The 19201-nt window shown below is 72.6% G+C and carries 16 protein-coding genes; 8 read left to right on the top strand and 8 right to left on the bottom strand.

Going from position 1 to position 19201, the window contains the following annotated elements; translation table 11 throughout:
- Positions 1-38: 38 nt before the first annotated feature.
- Positions 39-2507: a transglycosylase domain-containing protein gene (locus R8Z57_RS04590; RefSeq protein WP_318352560.1), complete on the bottom strand. Its 2469-nt coding sequence runs from the start codon at positions 2505-2507 to the stop codon at positions 39-41.
- Positions 2508-2607: 100 nt separating this feature from the next.
- On the opposite strand from R8Z57_RS04590, the gene R8Z57_RS04585 reads away from it, so the two are divergent.
- On the top strand, positions 2608-3858 hold the full coding sequence (locus R8Z57_RS04585; protein WP_318352559.1) for a D-arabinono-1,4-lactone oxidase: 1251 nt from the start codon (positions 2608-2610) through the stop codon (positions 3856-3858).
- A gap of 105 nt (positions 3859-3963) precedes the next feature.
- Here R8Z57_RS04585 and R8Z57_RS04580 read toward each other — a convergent pair whose 3' ends face one another.
- Both R8Z57_RS04580 and R8Z57_RS04575 read right to left on the bottom strand, forming a co-directional pair.
- A complete protein-coding gene (locus tag R8Z57_RS04580; RefSeq protein WP_318352727.1) occupies positions 3964-5307 on the bottom strand; it encodes an MFS transporter in 1344 nt (447 codons plus the stop codon).
- A gap of 32 nt (positions 5308-5339) precedes the next feature.
- The gene (locus tag R8Z57_RS04575; RefSeq protein ID WP_318352558.1) at positions 5340-5792 is read right to left on the bottom strand and encodes a MarR family transcriptional regulator; all 453 of its coding nucleotides are present in this window, start codon (positions 5790-5792) and stop codon (positions 5340-5342) included.
- A 125-nt stretch (positions 5793-5917) separates the two neighbouring features.
- On the opposite strand from R8Z57_RS04575, the gene R8Z57_RS04570 reads away from it, so the two are divergent.
- The 6 genes from R8Z57_RS04570 to R8Z57_RS04545 all read left to right on the top strand — a co-directional run bounded on the left by R8Z57_RS04570 (position 5918) and on the right by R8Z57_RS04545 (position 12579).
- Complete coding sequence (locus tag R8Z57_RS04570) at positions 5918-6787, top strand: alpha/beta hydrolase (RefSeq protein WP_318352557.1); 870 nt, start codon at positions 5918-5920, stop codon at positions 6785-6787.
- A gap of 302 nt (positions 6788-7089) precedes the next feature.
- Positions 7090-8715, top strand: a complete 1626-nt coding sequence (locus R8Z57_RS04565) for a glycoside hydrolase family 6 protein (protein WP_318352556.1) — start codon at positions 7090-7092, stop codon at positions 8713-8715.
- Positions 8716-8900: 185 nt separating this feature from the next.
- Positions 8901-9227 carry a hypothetical protein gene (locus R8Z57_RS04560; protein WP_318352555.1) on the top strand — a complete coding sequence of 109 codons (327 nt, stop codon included), beginning with the start codon at positions 8901-8903 and terminating at the stop codon, positions 9225-9227.
- Between the two features lie 255 nt (positions 9228-9482).
- Positions 9483-10532: a biotin/lipoate A/B protein ligase family protein gene (locus R8Z57_RS04555; RefSeq protein WP_318352554.1), complete on the top strand. Its 1050-nt coding sequence runs from the start codon at positions 9483-9485 to the stop codon at positions 10530-10532.
- Positions 10511-11503, top strand: coding sequence for a site-specific DNA-methyltransferase (locus R8Z57_RS04550; protein ID WP_318352553.1), 993 nt, complete (start codon positions 10511-10513; stop codon positions 11501-11503). The genes R8Z57_RS04555 and R8Z57_RS04550 overlap by 22 nt, the downstream gene beginning before the upstream one ends.
- An 89-nt stretch (positions 11504-11592) precedes the next feature.
- Positions 11593-12579, top strand: a complete 987-nt coding sequence (locus tag R8Z57_RS04545) for an LLM class F420-dependent oxidoreductase (RefSeq protein ID WP_318352552.1) — start codon at positions 11593-11595, stop codon at positions 12577-12579.
- Positions 12580-12615: 36 nt separating this feature from the next.
- Here the strand turns inward: R8Z57_RS04545 and R8Z57_RS04540 are convergent, their stop codons facing one another.
- From R8Z57_RS04540 to galT, 5 genes are all read right to left on the bottom strand, one after another.
- Entirely contained in the window at positions 12616-14106 is a 1491-nt protein-coding gene (locus R8Z57_RS04540) for a carboxylesterase/lipase family protein (RefSeq protein ID WP_318352551.1), read from the bottom strand.
- A 240-nt stretch (positions 14107-14346) separates the two neighbouring features.
- On the bottom strand, positions 14347-14505 hold the full coding sequence (locus tag R8Z57_RS04535; protein WP_318352550.1) for a hypothetical protein: 159 nt from the start codon (positions 14503-14505) through the stop codon (positions 14347-14349).
- Between the two features lie 66 nt (positions 14506-14571).
- Positions 14572-15414 carry an alpha/beta hydrolase gene (locus R8Z57_RS04530; protein ID WP_318352549.1) on the bottom strand — a complete coding sequence of 281 codons (843 nt, stop codon included), beginning with the start codon at positions 15412-15414 and terminating at the stop codon, positions 14572-14574.
- Positions 15415-15637: 223 nt separating this feature from the next.
- Positions 15638-16906: a galactokinase gene (gene galK / locus R8Z57_RS04525; RefSeq protein ID WP_318352548.1), complete on the bottom strand. Its 1269-nt coding sequence runs from the start codon at positions 16904-16906 to the stop codon at positions 15638-15640.
- Complete coding sequence (gene galT, locus R8Z57_RS04520) at positions 16903-18063, bottom strand: galactose-1-phosphate uridylyltransferase (RefSeq protein ID WP_378723740.1); 1161 nt, start codon at positions 18061-18063, stop codon at positions 16903-16905. The genes galK and galT overlap by 4 nt, the downstream gene beginning before the upstream one ends.
- 157 nt (positions 18064-18220) lie before the next feature.
- Here galT and R8Z57_RS04515 point away from each other — a divergent pair, with 157 nt between their 5' ends.
- A complete protein-coding gene (locus R8Z57_RS04515; protein WP_318352726.1) occupies positions 18221-19192 on the top strand; it encodes a LacI family DNA-binding transcriptional regulator in 972 nt (323 codons plus the stop codon).
- The last annotated feature ends 9 nt before the right edge of the window (positions 19193-19201 follow it).

The following is a 19201-nucleotide window of genomic DNA, read 5'->3' as shown; positions in this document are numbered from 1 at the left end:
AGTCGCCGGGACCCGCGCTGGTCCCGGCTCGGTGGGGATCAGCCCTGGGTGCCCGGGGCCGGAGCTGCCGGCGGGGGCACCGGGGTCGCGGGCGGGGCCGGCGCCGGCCGCGGGGCGCGGCGCACGAGCTCGCCGGGCGGCGCGGCGAACCCGCCCCCGGGGTACACCTGGTTCGCCACGTGCTGGATGTCGCGCGCGATCGGGAGGCGGATCGTGGACAGCTGCCGGCCGTTGTAGGACGTCCGGAAGACGTCGCCCACGCCGATCGCGTTGCCCGCCCACACGGCGGTGGTCACGCGGGTGCTGGACTCGACCAGCCACGTCTGGATCTGCTCGTGCGTGCCCGTCTTGCCGAGCATGGGGGTGCCGTCGTTCGGGTTGCCGCCTGACCCGGTGCCGCCGGGCACCATCACGCCCTGCAGAGCGAAGGCGGCGGCGGCAGCGACCTGCGGGCTGATGACCTGCGTGCACCGGTCGCCCGGAACCGGGAGCTCCATGCCGTCGGCGTTGACCACGCGCTCGATCGCCCGAGGGATGCAGTGGACGCCGTTGTTCGCGATCGTCGCGAACGCGGCGGCCATGGCGACCGGAGCGATGTTGTTCGTCCCGATGATCGCCGCGGCCCCGTCGATGTCGATGGGCGCGCCCGAGCCGCGCGTCACACCCATGCGCGTGGCGACCTGCTCGATGTCGCAGAGGTCGAGCTTCTCGGCCATGCCGAGGAACCCGCTGTTGAGCGACTGCGCGGTGAACTGCATCGGCGTGCCGGTGTAGCCCGGGACGTTGCCGAAGTTGCGCACCACATGGTTCTCGCGGTTGATCCACGTGCCCTCGCAGCGGTCCTGGAGGCGGGGGATGGCGCGGAGGCTGCCGTTCACGCTCTCGAAGAGCGAGTGGCCCTTCTCGAGCCAGTCGACGAGCGTGAAGAGCTTGAACGTCGACCCGGTCTGGAACCCGTCCGAGACGCCGTGGACCGCATCCCCGGCGTACACGAGCGAGGTGTACGCCGGGTCGGTCGCGGCGAGATCGCGATCCTCGGTGAACCGGTTGTTCTGGCCGATCGCGAGGATGCGCCCGGTGCCGGCCTCGACGCTGACAGCGGCCGAGCCGAACGCCATGCCCGGAACGCTCTCGGGCGCGTACTGGCGCATGGCCTCCTGGGCCGCGTTCTGCAGCCGCCAGTCCAGCGTCGTGTAGATGTTGAGGCCCTCGCGCGTGAGGGACTCCTGTCGCTCCTGGGCCGTCTCGCCGAAGGCGGCGGCGTAGTCGGGGTCGAGGCGCACCGTGTTGACGACGTATTGGCAGAAGAACGGTGCGGTCGAGGCGGCGCAGCCCTTCGGTGCGGGATTCAGGGCCGGCGCGATCGGCTCGATCGCGGCGGCGACGTACTGCTCGGCGGTGATGCGTCCGTCCTCGCGCATGCGGTCGAGCACGTACAGCTGCCGCCCCTTCGTGGCGCTGTATGCGTCGCCGGCGGCGAGGTACTGCTCCTGGGTGATGGTGCCGTCCGCGAGGAGGGTGTCGAGGCCGGCGAGGGTGCCGGGGGTGACGTCCTCGACGGACGCGTCGGCGGCCTTGTTGAAGCGCTGGCCGTCGCTGCCGAAGATGGAGCCGGCGGGCCGGTCGATGCGGAACGTGTTGGGGTTCTGCACGATCCCGGCGAGGGTCGCCGCCTGGCCCAGTGTGAGCCCGGCCGCCGTCGTGCTGAAGTAGAACCGGGCCGCCGCCTCGACGCCGTAGGTCGTGCCCCCGAAGTTCGCGATGTTCAGGTAGCCGAGCAGGATGTCGTTCTTCGAGTACTTCTGCTCGAGGGCGATGGCGAAGCGCATCTCCTGCAGCTTGCGTGTGTAGCCATCGTTGCCCTTGGCGGTCGTCGCATCGGTCCAGCACTTCAGCAGGACGTCGTCGCGGGTCATCTCGACGACCGGCTCGCCGTCCTCGCCGATCACCGGCTCGCCCGCCTCGTCGGTCTGGTAGACGGTGTCGGCAGCCTTCTCGCACTTCTGGATGAGGACGTTCTTGACGTACTGCTGGCTGATCGACGAGCCTCCCTGGGTGACTCCGCCCTGGGCGTTCTTGATGAGCGCCCGGGTCGTGCCGAGGATGTCGATGCCGCCGTGCTCGTAGAAGCGGGGGTCCTCCGAGGCCAGGATCGCGTCGTACATCACGGGCGCGACCTGGTCGAAGCTGACCGGCTCGCGGTTCTGGTCGTAGAACGAGGTCAGCTCCACGTCCGCACCGCTGGCGGGGTCTCGCGCGTAAATCGTCGTCGGCAGCATGAGGCGGTCGATCTCGAGATAGCTCGGCATGCCGTCGAACAGCGAGACGGCGTTGCGGGCCGCGTGCCCCGAGAGCGCGAGGACGGGTGCGAGCGGGGCCACCACCAGCAGGCCGGCGATCACGCTGAGGACCACGAGCCCCACGAGACCGCCGAGGACCCCGGCGAGGGTGCGGCGGTACGGCGGCACCAGCTCGACCTGTGGCGGAACCCCTGGTGATGGTTTCACGGCGGCGTCCAATGTCCGGTGGGGGACAGCATGCCAGACGGCCTCGGTTTGCGCGACGGGTGAGCGCCGAGGCGTTCGCCGCTGAGCGTAGGTTGGATCCGTGGCGCGCAACTGGGCTGGAACGTACGAATACACCGCGCCGCGGATCGTCCAGGCGACCTCGGTCGACGACGTGCGACGACTGCTCGCGGCGCCGGGCCGCGTCCGCGCGCTCGGCACCCGGCACTCGTTCACGGACCTCCCCGACACCACCGGAACCCTGGTGGACGTGACCGGGTTCGCGCCCGAGTTCGAGCTCGACGAGGCCGCGCAGACGGTCACCGTGCCCGCCGGCATCCGCTACGGGGTGCTCGCGGTGTGGCTCGACGAGCGCGGCTGGGCCCTGCGGAACATGGGCTCGCTGCCGCACATCAACGTCGGCGGCGCGACCGCGACCGCGACGCACGGCTCGGGCGACGCGAACCCCGTGCTCTCGGCCTCCGTCCGCGCGTTCCGGTACGTCGGCGCCGACGCGGAAGTCCACGACGTGCGGCGCGGGGATCCGGACTTCGACGCGCTCGTCGTGGGGCTCGGCGCCTTCGGCATCATCGTGTCGCTGACCCTCGACGTGCAGCCGACGTTCCGCGTGCGGCAGGACATCTACACCGGCGTCACGTGGGATGCCGCGCTCGGTCGCTACGACGAGCTCACCTCGGCCGGCTACAGCGTGTCGGTGTTCTCGCGCTGGGAGGATCCGGGCGTCGGCTACGTGTGGGTCAAGACGCGGCTCGACACCGACGACGACCCGGTGGCCGACACGCTCCTCGACGGCGTGCGCGCGGTCAGCGGCGAATCGCCGCTCGGGGTGGAGGACAACGTCACCGAGCTCGCGGGCGTCCCGGGACCCTGGATGCTGCGCCTGCCGCACTTCCGGCTCGACGCGCAGCCGTCGTTCGGCGACGAGATCCAGAGCGAGTACTTCGTCGCCCGCGCCGACGCGCCCGCCACCCTGGACGCGGTGCGCGCCCTGGGCGACGGCATCCGTCCTCATCTCATCTGGACCGAGCTGCGCACGGCCGCCGCCGACGAGCTGTGGCTGAGCCCCGCCTATCGGCGCGACGCCGTGATCATCCACTTCACCTGGTACAACCACGCCGACGCGGTCGCCGCGGCGGTGGCCCGCATCGAGACGGTGCTCGAGCCCTTCGGCGCCCGCCCGCACTGGGGCAAGCTGCACGGCTTCGACCGCCGCCGCATGGAGCGGGTGCACCCGCGCCTCGCCGACGCGCGCGCGGTGTTCGAGCGCCTGGATCCCGACGGCCGCTTCACGAACGCCCACCTCGAGCGCGTCGGGGTCCGCGAGCCCCGCTGACCCGCGTGCGCAACCGCGGGGATCCTCGCCGACACGCCGGTTGACGGATGCCGCACCCGGCGCGGCTGCGGAGATCCCCGCGGGGGTGCGCAGTCCGTGAGGGGGTCAGCTCGCGCGGGCGCGCAGCTCGGGGTCGTCGTCGCGGGGAAGCCGGATGGGCGTCGTGCCGGCGACCTCGTCGCTGAACTCCTCGGGGGCGACCACCGTGAGCGGGCGCGTCTCGTCGAGTGTGAGGCGGAAGCGCTTGCGCTCGTGGCGGTGCAGGCGGCCCGACACGAGCAGCCAGGTCGCGCCGATCGCGAACGCCACGAAGGCCGCGGCGGCGCCCACGAGGATCGCGATCCTCGGGCCGAACTCGCCCGCGACCCAGCCGACGATCGGCGCGCCGATCGGCGTGCCGCCCATGAGGATCGCCATGTACAGCGCCAGCACGCGACCGCGGAGGACCGGGTCGGTCGTCGTCTGCACGTAGCCGTTGGCGGTCGTCATCATGGTCACGACGGAGAAGCCCGTGAATATCAGGGTGACGGCATACAGCCAGTACGTCGGCATGAACGCCGACACCACCGCGGCGGCGCCGAACATCGCGGTGCCCACGATGAGCACCCGCAGTCGGGCGCGGTCGCGGCCGGCTGCCATCAGTGCTCCGGCGACCGAGCCGATGGCGAGGATCGAGCTCAGCAGCCCGAAGCCGTCGGCCTCCTTGCCGAACTCGACCGCCATCGTCGAGGCGAGGATCGGGAAGTTCATGCCGAACGCGCCGATGAGGAACACCATCGCGAACGTCACCATGAGGTCGGGGCGCCTGCCGACGTACCGGAATCCGTCGGCCAGCCGTGACGACTGCGGCGCCTTGACGCGCGGCACCAGCTCGTGCGTGCGGATCAGCACGAGCGCGGCGAGCATCGCGAGGAACGTCACGGCGTTGGCGACGAAGACCCAGCCGGTGCCGATCGCGACGATGACCACGCCCGCCACGGCGGGGCCGATCATGCGGGCCCCGTTGAACGAGGCCGCGTTCAGGGCGACCGCGTTCGAGGCGTTCTCGCGGGCCACGAGGTCGGACACGAACGCCTGGCGGGCGGGGTTGTCGAAGGCCGCCACGACGCCGAGCGCGAGGGCGAACGCGTACATGATCGGCAGCGTCATCACGCCGGCGAAGATCAGCACGCCGATCGCGAGGCCCAGCACGAGCAGCAGGCTCTGCGTCACCAGCAGCAGCTTGCGGCGGTCGAACCGGTCGGCGACCAGACCCGTGACGCCCACGAGCAGCAGCGGCGGGGCGAACTGGAGCGCCATCGTGACGCCCATCGCGGCGGCGTCGTTGTCGGTCAGCTCGGTGAGGACCACCCAGCTGATCGCGGTCGCCTGCATCCACGCGCCGATGTTCGACACCAGCGCGCCGATGAACCAGACGCGGTAGTTGAAGGCCGAGAACGAGCGGAACATCGCCGAGCTGCCGGGCTGCGCCGCGGGCGGGGTCACCGGGCCACCATCCGCTGCATCAGCTCGGCCGCGGCCGACAGTGTGTCGCGTTCCGCGGGGGTGAGCTCGCCCAGCGCGGCCTCGACCCACGCGTCGCGGCGCCGCGCGGTCTCGTCGACGACGGCGTCGCCTTCCGGTGTCAGCGAGATCACGACCTTGCGGCCGTCGCGCTCGTCGGCGGCCCGGGCGATGTACCCCGACTCCTGCAGGCAGTTGACGGTGCGGTTCATCGACGGCGCCGACACGCGCTCGCGGTCGGCCAGCTCGCCCAGGGTGTGGGGGCCGTGGACGCGCAGGGCCGCCAGCACCGCGAACTGTCCGTCGCTCATCGAGTCGACGGCGCGCTGCGTGCGCATGCGCCGCGCGAGCCGGAACGTCGCGATGCGCAGCTGCTGAGCGGCAGGGGAGAGGTCGGGATGGGGGTCGGCGTCGATCTGGGACTCGTTCATCAAAGTTCCGTTGCTGCTCATCCGACTCGTTAGCATAGCTCATTAGTCTTGCTAAAGAAAATCGGGGAGCGGATGCCGCGGCTCTCGGTTCCTCGTCGCAGGGCCGCTCGTCCTAGACTCGCCGCATGCCCTCGCTCCCCGACGAACGGTCCTTCGTCGATGCCCACGGCGTCACGATCGTCTACGACGTCTACTCCGCCGAGTCCGCCCCGCGCGGGGTCGTGCAGCTGCTGCACGGGGTGGGCGAGCACGCGGGGCGCTACCGCGCGCTGATCGGCGCACTCACCGCCGCCGGGTACATCGTCTACGCCGACGACCACCGCGGACACGGCCGTACCGGCATGGGCCAGCACGGCGGCGACATCGCGAAGCTCGGGCAGCTCGGGCCCGGCGGGCTGCGCGCCACCATCGCCGCGCTGTGGCAGCTGACGCAGCAGATCCGCGACGAGCACCCCGGGCTTCCGCTGATTCTGCTCGGTCACTCGTGGGGCTCCTTCATGGCGCAGAAGCTGATCAACGCGCACCCCGAGGCGTACGACGCGCTGGTGCTGTCGGGCTCGTCGCTGCTGTGGCCGGGCTCGCTCAACTCGGGGCCACTCAACAAGCCGTGGAGCGGCCCGCAGGCGACCGGCGTGGAGTGGCTGTCATCCGACCCCGCCGTGGGCGAGGCGTTCCTCACCGACGGGCTGACGACCAGCGAGACGCTGCCGAAGCTCTTCGGCGTGGTCGACACGCTGCGGCTGATCGGCAAGCCGCGGAAGAACCTCGGCCGCGACATCCCGGCTCTCCTCATGGTCGGCCGCGACGACACCGTGGGCGGTCCGCGCAGCGTGCACCGCCTCGCCGATGCGTACCGCACGCGGTCCGGCTTCACCGACGTGACGACGCTCGTCTATCCCGGCGCACGGCATGAGATCTTCAACGAGGTCATGCAGGCGGAGGTGCGCGCCGACCTCCTGGCCTGGCTCGACGCCCGCGTTCCGGCCCGGGGCTGACACGGGCCGCCGGGCGACCGCAGCGCCCCGACCCGCCGGGGCGACGGCAGCGGCGCCCGAGGGGCTCCGCCCGGCGGCGGGGTGCCGGCCACGCGCCGTGGCGCCTGACTGGCGGTAGCGGCCGCGAGAAGTCGACCCCCGTCGACGTTGACGTCTACGCGTCCGTGCGCGATGCTGGCCGCAGTGATCACCGTGGGAGCGCTCCCACGTCGGAATCGGCATCCGTCGATCCGGCGTCGCGCGCACGGTGCCGCTCCCCGGGCGACGACGCCCGGCGGTCGACGACGACCACAGGAGAACGCATGATCCCCCTTCCCACCCGACCGCGCTCGCACGCGGCACGCCGCGCCCTCGCCCTCGGCGGGGCCGCGGCGCTCGCCGTCGGGCTCGCGGTGCCCCTCGGTGCGAGTGCCGCCGCGGCAGCACCCGAAGAGCCCCTCGGTCTCGCGGGCTCGCAGCTCTACGTCAACCCGTGGAGCACCACCCTCGAGGCGGCGCAGTCCCTCAGCGGCCAGGCCCGCGACGATGCCCAGCTGCTCGGCTCGATCCCCTCGGCCGACTGGTTCACGTCGGGCACGCCCGCCGAGGTCGAGGCGGCCGTCGACGCCGTCGTCACCGCGGCGGCCGCGCAGGGCCGGATGCCCCTCCTCGTCGCCTACAACCTGCCCTTCCGCGACTGTGCGCAGTACTCCGCGGGCGGCGCTGCCGGCACCGCCGAGTACCTCGCGTGGATCGACGGGTTCGCCGCCGGCATCGGCGACCGCCCGGCCGCGGTGATCCTCGAGCCCGACGGCCTGGGCATCATCCCGCACTACGTCACCCTCGACGGGGTCGCCGAGTGGTGTCAGCCGGCCGAGGTGCCCGCCGACACGGCCGCGGCCGACCGGTTCGCGCAGCTCAACGGCGCGGTGGATGCGATCGGCGCGCTGCCGGCGGCATCCGTCTATCTCGACGGCACGGGATCGAGCTGGCTGAACGTCGGCGAGATCTCGGACCGCCTGCTCAAGGGCGGCGTCGAGCGCGCGGACGGCTTCTTCCTGAACGCCTCGAACTACCAGTTCACCGCGAACTCGACGGCGTTCGGCACGTGGATCTCGCAGTGCATCGCCTACGTCACCCAGGTGAACCCCGGCGACTTCGGCTCGTGCGGCAACCAGTACTGGGCCGGCGGACCGGCGAACAACTGGGGCGGCGACTGGCCGGCCGGCTTCGGCGGCGCGCTGTCGCCGTACGGGGAGTGGAGCGCGGATGCCGCAGACCCCGCCCTCGACACCTCCGGGGTGCAGTCGCGCTACGAGCTGATCCTCGGCGGCGTCGAGCCGACCACGCGCTTCGTCATCGACACGAGCCGCAACGGGCTGGGCCCGTGGCAGTACCCGGTCGGCGTGTATCCGGCGCACGAGGACTGGTGCAACCCGCCGGACCGCGGCCTGGGACTGCGGCCCGACACCACGACCGGCGTCGCGCTCGTGGACGCGTACCTGTGGATCAAGGTGCCCGGCGAGTCCGACGGCAAGTGCTACCGCGGGACGACCGGACCGCTCGACCCGGAGCGCGGCATGGAGGACCCGGCGGCCGGGCAGTGGTTCGTCGAGCAGGCGCGCGAGCTCATCGCCCTCGCGAACCCGCCGATCGCGCCGCTCGACTGCCACGTCGACTGGGTCGCGGACGGCGATGCACGTGCGTTCTCGGCCACTGTGCGGCTCTCGGGCGCCGTGCCCGATCGCTGGACGCTCGCCTTCGCGGTGCCCGAAGATCAGCAGGTGACGAAGGCGACGCGCGCGACCGTCTCGCAGCAGTCCGACGTCGTCGCCGTCGCCGGCGCGGCCAAGCGGACGGGCAATGCGCCCGACACCGTGGTGCACGCGAAGGGCGCGGTCACGACCCCGTGGCAGTTCCTGCTCGGCGGGCGCGCGTGCACCTCGTGACGCACGGCGGCTGATACCCGAGGCGGCGGCGACGGATGCCTCATCCGCCGTCGCCGCCTCATAGCAGGCGCGACGACCGCACGTCCAGACCCGGGCCTCTTCTGCGCCGCCGTTCGAGCCGTCGCTAGTGTGAGCGGCGCCGCGGCGACCGTCGCGGCATCCCTTCGAGAAAGGTTCCCCCCGCCTTGATCACCCTCAGCTGGCTCCTGCTCATCGCCCTCGTGGGCGGCGCCCTCGCGCTCATCGACGGCATCCTCCGCGTCCGCGGACGCGGCAACACCATCGTCGGCATCATCGAGATCGTCGTCGCGGCGCTGTTCGTGCTGTCGCTGTTCCTGCCCGGCATCCCGTTCGGATCGCTGGTGCTCGCGATCGCGACCATCATCGTCATCGTGGTCGGCATGGTGTTCCGCGGTCGCCAGGGCATCGGCATCGCGATCGCGGCGCTCGCCGTGCTCGTGCTGTGGATCGTCCTCGTCAACCGGTGGCTCGTCATCCCCGGCATCAACTGACCCGGAGCCGGGCGTCGCCGCGGCGGCGCCCGGCTCAGCGGTGCCTTTCGGGCGCCACAAGGTCGGAGATCTCCCCCAGATCGGACGGATCTTCCTCAGCCCCTCCGGCTTTCGGTGGATCTCCGACCTTGCGGCGGCCGACGCAGGGCCGCGCGAGCTCCGGTGCCACCCTCCGACCCCACCCTCCGGCCTCCGGCCACCCGCCCCCGCCCCGCCCTCCGGCATGGCCGGGGACCCGCGCAATAGGCTGAACCCATGCACGGCGAATACAAGGTGCCCGGCGGAAAGCTCGTCGTCGTCGACCTCGAGGAGCGCGGCGGCCGCATCGCGGACTTCCACCTCGCGGGCGACTTCTTCCTGGAGCCCGACGACGCGCTCGACGACATCGACGCCGCCGTCAACGGACTGCCGGTCGAGTCCGACGTCGCCGCGATCGCCGCCGCCGTGCGCTCGGCCCTTCCCGAAGGCGCGCAGCTGCTGGGGTTCACCCCCGAGGCCGTCGGCACCGCGGTGCGCCGTGCGCTCGTGACGGCACCCGGCTGGCGCGACTTCGACTGGGAGATCGTCCACGACAAGCCCGTCTCGCCGCGCATGAACCTCGCCCTCGACGAGGTGCTCACCGGCCGTGTCGGCGACGGCCGGCGTCGCCCCACCCTGCGCATCTGGGAGTGGGACGAGAACGCCGTCGTCATCGGCTCGTTCCAGTCCCTGCGCAACGAGGTCGATCCCGACGGCGCCGCCGCACACGGCTACGACGTGGTCCGCCGCATCTCCGGCGGCGGCGCGATGATGATGGGCGCGAACTCGATCGTCACGTACTCGCTCTACGTGCCGGCATCCCTCGTCGCCGGGCTCACGTTCGCCGACTCGTACGCCTTCCTCGACGACTGGGTGCTGCAGGCGCTGCGCTCCCTCGGGATCGAGGCGACCTATCAGCCGCTCAACGACATCGCCTCGCCGCAGGGCAAGATCGGCGGTGCGGCGCAGAAGCGCCTCGCCAACGGGGGAGTGCTCCACCACGCCACGCTCAGCTACGACCTGGACGGCGAGGTGATGACCGAGGTGCTGCGGATCGGCCGCGAGAAGCTCAGCGACAAGGGCACGACCTCGGCGGCCAAGCGCGTCGATCCGCTGCGCCGGCAGACCGGGCTGCCGCGCGAGGCGATCATCGCCCGGCTCGAGGAGACGTTCGCGCACCTGTACGGCGCGGTGCCCGGCAGCATCAGCGACGACGAGTACGCCGAGGCCGAGGCCCTCGTCGAGTCCAAGTTCGCGACCGACGCATGGCTGCGGCGGGTCCCCTGACCGGGGGAGCGGATGCCGCGGCGCCCGGGTCGATCGAGATCCACCAGGGTGACAACCTCGAGGTCATCCGCGCGCTCCCCGACGCCTCGTTCACCCTGATCTACCTCGACCCGCCGTTCAACACCGGCCGCCCGCAGGAGCGCTCGATCGAGACCGCGCGGTCGGGCCTGCGGATTCAGCCTGAAGGGGAGGAACCGGTCGCGCACGCCGCGGAATCCCCGGACGCGCACGCGACCGCGGCGCCGCACAGACTGAATCCCGCAGGTGCGGGGCCTGGTGCCGTCGTCCGCCGCGGGTTCCACGGCCGGGAGTACGAGCGCATCCGCGGTGACCTGCGCGCCTACGACGACACCTTCGACGACTACTGGGGCTTCCTCGAGCCGCGGCTGCTCGAGGCATGGCGGCTGCTGGCCGACGACGGCACGCTGTACCTGCACCTCGACTACCGCGAGGCGCACTATGCCAAGGTGCTGATGGACGCGCTCGTCGGCCGCGAGCGGTTCCTCAACGAGCTGATCTGGGCCTACGACTACGGCGCGAAGACCCGCAAGCGCTGGCCCACCAAGCACGACACGATCCTCGTGTACGTCAAGGACCCGAAGGCGTACTGGTTCGATTCGGATGCCGTCGACCGTGAGCCGTACATGGCGCCGGGGCTCGTCACGCCCGAGAAGGCCGAGCGCGGCAAGCTCCCCACCGACGTCTGGTGGCACACCATCGTGCCGACCACTGGGCGGGAGAAGACGGGGTATCCGACGCAGAAGCCCGAGGGGGTCCTGCGGCGCATCGTGCAGGCATCCTCACGCCGCGGCGATCGCGTGCTCGACTTCTTCGCCGGCAGCGGCACGACCGGGGCGGTCGCCTCGGCGCTCGGCCGCGACGCCGTGCTCGTCGACCACAATCCCGAGGCGATCGCCGTCATGCGCGAGCGGATGCCGCACGCCCGGGTGGTGACTGAAGCCGGTCGTTGAGCGGGGCACGTATACGCCTTCGTGGACGCGCTGACAACCCTCCCGCGGCGCGGGGCTGCGGCATCCGTCATCGCCCTAGGCTGAGGATCATGCGCTTCGGAACCTTCATCCCCCAGGGCTGGCGATTCGACCTCGTGGGCATCGAGCCCGCCGAGCACTGGGCGGTGATGAAGGGGCTCGCCGAGCGCGCCGACGCGGGTCCGTGGGAGTCGCTGTGGGTGTACGACCACTTCCACACCACACCCGTGCACAGCGACGAGGCGACGCACGAGGCGTGGACGCTGATGGCGGCGTTCGCCGCGACGACCAGCCGCATCCGCCTCGGGCAGATGTGCACGTGCATGGGCTACCGCAACCCGGCGTACCTCGCGAAGGTGGCGGCGACCGTCGACATCGTGTCGGGCGGGCGCACCGAGATGGGCATCGGCGGTGGCTGGTACGAGCACGAGTGGGAGGCGTACGGCTACGGGTTCCCGCCGATCCCCGAGCGCCTGCGGATGCTGCGCGAAGGCGTCGACATCATGCAGCAGGCGTGGACGACCGGCCGTGCGACGCTGGACGGCAAGCACTACCAGGTCGACGGCGCCATCGTGCAGCCGCTGCCCCTGCAGGACGGCGGCATCCCGATCTGGGTCGCGGGCGGCGGCGAGAAGGTGACGCTGAAGATCGCGGCGAAGTACGCCTCGTACACGAACTACGCCGGCTCGCTCGACGACATCGACCGCAAGAGCGCCATCCTGCGCGAGCACTGCGACGCGCTGGGCCGGGACTTCGCGGACATCACACGGACGTCGAACTTCAACACGATCGTCGGGGCGACCGAGGCCGAGGCGCTCGAGCGGCTCGCCGTCGTCAAGGAGCGTCTGCTGCCGCACGTCGGCCAGGAGCGTGCCGACAAGATCGAGCACGACTACGTCACCTCGCCGGCCTTCGGCGCGGTCGAGCAGGTCGTCGAGCGCCTCGCCGAGCGCGAGCGGCACGGCATCGCCTACGCCATCCACTACTTCCCCGAGGCCGCGTACGACCTCTCGGGCGTCGAGCTCTTCGAGCGCGAGGTCATCGGCGCGCTGAGCTGAGACCGTAGGCCGGCGGGCCGGAACGGATGTCGCGCCTCAGACGAGGGCGCGCACGCTCCGGTAGCCGTCGGGGACCACGTCGGGGGCGGATGCCGCGCCGCCGAACACGCGCGTCGTCCCGGGGGCGTCGGACCAGGGCCGCCAGCCGGGGTCGCCGCCGCGGATGAGGGCGACGGCCGCGCCGTGCACCGCGTCGGCCAAGCGACGGGGCGGAGCGTCGCCCGCGATGGCGGCGACGTGCGGGTCGTCGAGGCAGTCGAACCAGAACGGCACGTCGAGGCAGTGCAGCGCCCAGCGCTTGGTGGGCGACGGCCACGTGAAGCGGTAGACCCAGGTGGGTGCCGCGCCCCGAGCGCCGGCCACCTTCACCACGGTGGAGCGGAACACCCTGTCGGAGACGTACCGGCCGACCGTGGCCGCCGTCCCCTTGCGGCGCTGCGCCGTGTTGTCGGCGAGGTACGGCTGACGCACGTCGCGCGGCACCCCGAGCTTCGCGAGCGCGAGCGTCGCCGGGATGAGCCGAAGCTTGCGTGCGGCTCCGTCCAGCACCATGGTGAACTCGTCGTCGGTCGAGCCGAGGACGAGCGGCTTGTCGGCACCGACACCGGAGGCCAACGACGCGATCGTCGGCTGGGTGAGCAGGTCCCCGTCGATGGCGGGTCCCCACGAGGGGCCCTCGCCGAGCAGGATCCGCACACCGGCGAGGCGATCGCCCGACTCCGGTTCCGCCGCCTTCGACTGCAGGGCGTGCAGCCGCTCCTCGGGCACCGACGCGAAACCCTCCCGGGTCGCGTCGACCCCGGCGAGGTGCGCGAGCCGTGCCGAAGCCGTGCGTGCCCGCTCGCGCGAGACGTCGGCCAGCGCCGCCGACAGCGCCCACGCGGAGTGGAAGAGGTGCTGGGCCGCCGGCATCCCGAGCAGTGTCAGCACCGCCCCGCCACCGGCGGACTGGCCCGCGATCGTCACCCGCGACGGATCGCCGCCGAACGCGGCGATGTTCCCCTGCACCCACTCGAGCGCGGCGAGCCAGTCGCGCACGCCGCGGTTCGACGGGGCGCCCGCGATGTGCCCGAACCCGTCGAAGCCGAGGCGGTAGGAGATCGCGACGGTCACGACGCCGTCGCGGTTGAACGAGCGCCCGTCGTACCACGGACTCCCGGGAGACCCGGAGATGTAGCCGCCGCCGTGGATCCACACGAGCACCGGCAGCGCGGGCTCCGACCGACCCGGCGACGGCGTGAAGACGTTGAGGTTGAGCGTCGCCTCGCCGGGCACGCTCGGCTCGGGGATCAGCGTGATGCCGGTGTCGCCCCGCTGCGCGGTGGCGCCGAACGCGACGGCGTCGCGGATCCCGTCCCACGGGTCGGGCGGCACCGGCGCCGCGAAGCGGAGGTCGCCGACGGGCGCCTTCGCGAACGGGATGCCGAGGAACGCCGCCGACGCGCCGCGCTCGCCCGGCGACCCCCGCCACACTCCGCGCACCTTCCCGGGTGCGGTCAAGGCGATGGGGCCTTCGGCGGGAGTCATGCGGGTCCTTCCAGGCAGGCGGGCTCGGCGCCCGCTGCCGCCGGCTCCCACCGCCGGCAGCGGACACGCGCGGAAGCCTACCGTCCCAGCCCCGGCCGGACCGGATGCAGGGGTGCCGAACCCGCCGCCCGGGCCCACGGCCCCGGACTCGCCGCCCGGGCCCACGGCCCCGGACTCGCCGCCCGGGCCCACCGCCCGGGCCCACCGCCCCGGACTCACCGCCCGGAGCTGCCGCCCGACCTACCGCTCCGGGACGTGGTCGCCCTGGCGCTCGATGTCGTCGTCGGCGTCGTCCTGTGCCTCGATCAGCTGCTCGTGGAACTCGCCGCCGGCCAGCGTGTCGGGCTGGTCGTCCGGCCCTTCGCGGGCGTCCGTCGTGTCGTGCGGGTCGCGGTGCATGTCGTGCTCCTCTCCGCGATCAGCGTGGCCCTCCCGGTGTCGAGACCGGGAGGGCCTTGACGCGCGTCACGTGTGCAGGAAGGCGAGGAGGGCCTCGTTCACCTCGGCACCGTGCGTCCAGAGCAGTCCGTGGGGTGCGCCTTCGAGCTCGACGTAGGTGGCGTCGGGCAGCAGCTCCTTGAACCGGCGCGCGGTCACGTCGATCGGCAGGATGTTGTCGGCGGTGCCGTGCAGGATGAGCGCCGGCACGTCGATCGCGGGGATGTCGGCGCGGAAGTCCGTCGGCCATGTCAGCGGAGCCGCGGCGATCGCGGTGTTGCCCGCGTAGCTCGCCACCTGGATGCTCGCGTCCAGCGCCTCCTGCGAGATGCGCGAGCCGAGATTGTCGTCGAGGTTGTAGAAGTCCTTGTAGAACCCTGCGATGAACGCGTAGCGGTCGTCGCGCACCGACTGTGCGATCCCGTCGAAGAATTCCTGCGGCCCCGCGCCGTCGGGATTGTCGTCGCTCTTCAGCAGGAACGGCTCGAGCGAGCCGAGGAACGCCGCCTTGGCGACACGGCCGCTGCCGTAGCGCGACAGGTAGCGGGCGATCTCGCCGGTGCCCATCGAGAACCCGACGAGCACCGCGTCGCGCAGGTCGAGGTCTTCGATCAGGGCGTGCAGGTCGGCGGCGAAGGTGTCGTAGTCGTAGCCCGATCCGGCTTTGGTCGACGCGCCGAACCCGCGGCGGTCGTACGCGATCACGCGGTAGCCGGCATCGAGCAGGGCAGCCTGCTGCTTGCCCCACGACTCGCCGTTCAGCGGGAACCCGTGGATCAGCACGACCGGCTGCGCGTCGGCTGGTCCCTGGTCGGTGTAGTAGAGGTCGACGTCCACCGAGTTCTCGGTCCCGACGGTGATGTACGCCACGATCGCTCCTTCCGGGCCGGGAGACGGATGCCGCGGCCCTGCGTTCGACGCTAGGCCGCGGCATCCGTCATCGCCAGCATCTTGCGCGCAGCCGTCATGAGCGTTCATGCGGCGTTCAGGTCGGGCTCGTCTCCCCACACCCGCCGTCCCCCCCGCCGCGGCCCCAACTCAATAAGGACCCGGGGGGTGGGGGCGGGGAGGGTGGGACCCTAGAGCGGCCCGGTCAGTCGCGGGCGGCGCCCGCGGACGGCGTCACGGTGAAGATCGTGGGCGCGCCGAACCCGGCGGCCGCGAAGGCGGCGGTTGCGGCATCCGTCACCGTCCGGACCTTCTCGTGGGCGACCAGGGCGATCGCGGCGCCGCCGAAGCCGCCGCCGGTCATGCGCGCGCCGACGGCACCCGCCGACAGTGCAGCCTCGACGGCCGTGTCGAGCTCGGGCACCGAGATCTCGAAGTCGTCGCGCATGGAGGCGTGCGAGGCGACGAGCAGGTCGCCGATCGCCGTCGGACCCTGCTCGCGGAGCGTCTGGACCGTGTCGAGCACGCGCTGGTTCTCGGTCACGACGTGGCGCACGCGACGGAAGGTGACGTCGTCGACGAGCTCGGCGAGTCGCGGGAGGTCGTCGACCGACACGTCGCGCAGCGCCGGCACCCCGAGCGCCGCCGCGCCGCGCTCGCAGGCCGCACGGCGCTCGCCGTAGCCGCCCGTCGCGTGCGAGTGCTTCACGCCCGTGTCGATGACGAGCAGCTCCAGGCCCGCGGCCGCGAACCCGAGGTCGATGACGTTCGCGTCCAGCGAGCGGCAGTCGAGGAAGATCGCCGCGTCGGCCCGGCCGAGCAGCGAGGCCATCTGGTCCATGATCCCGGTGGGGGCGCCGACCGCCTCGTTCTCGGCGCGACGGCCGATCTGCGCGAGCGCGACCCGGTCGAGGGGGCCCACGCGGCCGGAGGCTCCGCTCGACGCGTCAGCGGCGAGTGGAGGGGCCGTGGGGACGATGGCCCATGTCTCGGCGAGCGCGACGGCGGTCGCGCCCTCGATCGCGGCCGACGACGACAGTCCGGCGCCGACCGGCACGACGGAGGCGAAGGCGAGGTCGACGCCCGTGACCGACTCGGGATCGGTTCCGGATGCCTCCAGCAGCGCCCACGCGACGCCCAGGGGGTAGCGGGCCCACTCGGGGATTTCGTCGCGTCGCTCCGGGAAGAGGGCGTGCAGCTCGGCGAGTCCGGCCTCGACGGTGGCGTCGTCGAAGGTCGAGACGACGCGGATCCGTCCGTCGCTGCGCGGAGCCAGCGCGGCGTGCGTGCGGTGCTGGATCGCGAACGGGAGGACGAAGCCGTCGTTGTAGTCGGTGTGCTCGCCGATGAGGTTCACGCGGCCGGGGGCCGACCAGGTGCCGACGGGCTCGGCGCCGAAGCTCTCGGTGAAGAGGGCGCGCGCCGCCTCGGCGGCCGGGCTCTGACGGTGGGCAGCGGGGCCGGCGGTGGTCACAGGGTCTCCTCGGGGATGGACAGAACGGCCTCGCGCAGCTTCGCGGCGGCCGCCTCGGGCGGGATGTCGCCGATCCAGGCGCCCATGGCGGCCTCGGATCCGGCGAGGAACTTGAGCTTGTCGGCGGCCCGGCGGGGCGAGGTCAGCTGCAGGTGCAGACGGGCGGCGTCGCGGGCGCGGTGCACCGGCGCCTGGTGCCAGGCGGCGATGTAGGGCGTCGGCGAGTCGTACAGGGCGTCCACCCCGCGCAGCAGCCGCAGGTACAGCGGGGCGAGCTCGTCGCGCTCGGCCTCGGAGGTCTCGGCGAAGTCGGCGACGTGGCGGTGCGGCACGAGGTGGATCTCGATCGGCCAGCGCGCGGCGAAGGGCACGAACGCCGTCCAGTGCTCGCCCTCGAGGATGACGCGCTCGCCGGCGCGTTCGAACTCGAGGATGCGGGCGAAGAGGTCGGGTCCCTCGCGGTCGATCGAGGCGAGGAGGCTGGTCGTGCGGGGTGTGATGTAGGGGTAGGCGTAGATCTGCCCGTGCGGGTGGGGGAGCGTCACGCCGATCGCCTCGCCGCGGTTCTCGAACGGGAAAACCTGCTCGATGCCCGGCAGCGCCGAGAGGGCCGCGGTGCGGTCGGCCCACGCCTCGATCACGGTGCGCGCCCGGGTGGGGGTGAGCGTGCCGAACGAGCCGGAGTGCTCGGGGCTGAAGCACACGACCTCGCAGCGACCGACGCTCGTGCGGGTGCGGCCGAGACCGGGAGCCGTCAGGTCTTCGAGATCGCGCGGGGCGTCGGCGCCGGCCGGGGCGTCGCCGTGCGCGGCGGCGAGGGCGGGCCCGAACGACGGCGACTTGTTCTCGAAGACCGCGACGTCGTAGCGCGACGGGATCTCGGACGGGTTGGCCGGCGTCTGCGGCGACAGCGGGTCGAGGTGGGCGGGCGGCAGGAACGCCCGGTTCTGCCGCGCCGCGGCGATCGAGACCCAGTCCCCGCTGAGCACGTCGCGGCGCATCGTCGCGGTCTCGGGCCGCGGGGCGAGGTCGCGGGCGTCGACGGCCCGCTCGGCGCCGAGCGTCGTGCCGGGGTCGTCGTAGTAGATGAGCTCGCGGCCGTCGGCGAGGCGCGTCGAGCGCTTGACGACGCCCGCCCCCAGGTTCGAGGTCTCGATGTCGGTGGCGGCGGTGCCGAACTCCGGTGTGTTCACGTCAACACGGTAGCAAGCGCGCTATGTTAGCGTCAACACGAGGCGCGATCGTGGAGTTCTGCAGACGCAGCCGGCGCCATCGTGCCGGGAAGAAGGGGACGTGACGTCGAGGCGGGTGTCGATGGCGGACGTCGCCGCGCGGGCGGGCGTCTCGGGCCAGACGGTGTCGCGCGTGGTCAACGCGAGCCCGCGCGTCGATCCCGAGACCCGCGCCCGCGTCGAGGCGGCGATGAGCGACCTCGGCTACCGCCCCCACCGCGCCGCCCGCGCCCTGCGCACCGGGCGGACGCAGACCATCGGGCTCGTGGTGTCGACGCTGGCCTCGGTGGGCAACTCCCGCATGCTGCAGGCGGTGGCGGATGCCGCAGCCGCCCGCGGCTATGCGCTCACGGTGGTGACGCTCGGCGCCGGGGGCGACGTGGCCGCCGCGTTCGAACGGCTCGCCGACCAGGGCGTCGACGGGGCCATCGTGCTGAACGAGGCGACGGAGCGCGTGCGCGAGTCCGACCTGCGGGGCGCGGGCCTGCGGCTCGTGGTCGTCGACTCGCCGCGCGACGACCGCTTCGGCGTGGTCGAGACAGACCATGCCGGCGGCGCGCGCCTTGCCGTCGCGCACCTGATCGGGCTCGGACACCGGATGGTGCACCACCTCGCGGGCCCTCAAACCTCGTTCGCTGCGGCCGAGCGCGAGCGGGGCTGGAGCGAGGCGCTGGCCGAGGCGGGGATGCCGGCCCGCGCCGTGGTGCGGGGCGACTGGACCTCCGCGTCGGGGTTCGCCGCGGCATCCGCTCTCCTCGCCGAGGGGGCGACCGCGGTGTTCGCCGCCAACGATCAGATGGCGCTCGGCGTGCTGCGCGCGGTGGCCGAGGCGGGGCGCGTCGTACCCGGCGACGTGAGCGTCGTGGGGTTCGACGACGTGGCGGATGCCGCGGACTACCGCCCGCCGCTCACCACGGTGCGCCAGGACTTCGACGCCCTCGGCTCGCGGGCTGTGGCCGCGCTCGTGGACGGCATCGAGGCGGGCGCGCCCGCCGCGTTCGAGACCGTGCCCACGCGCCTCGTCGTGCGTGAGAGCACCGGCGCCGCCCGCTGAAGACGGCGC

Origin of the sequence: Microbacterium sp. M3 (genome assembly GCF_033548675.1) — a bacterium.
In the GTDB taxonomy this organism is placed as follows: Bacteria; Actinomycetota; Actinomycetes; order Actinomycetales; family Microbacteriaceae; genus Microbacterium; species Microbacterium arthrosphaerae.
This window is presented reverse-complemented; position numbering and strand designations above follow the sequence as displayed.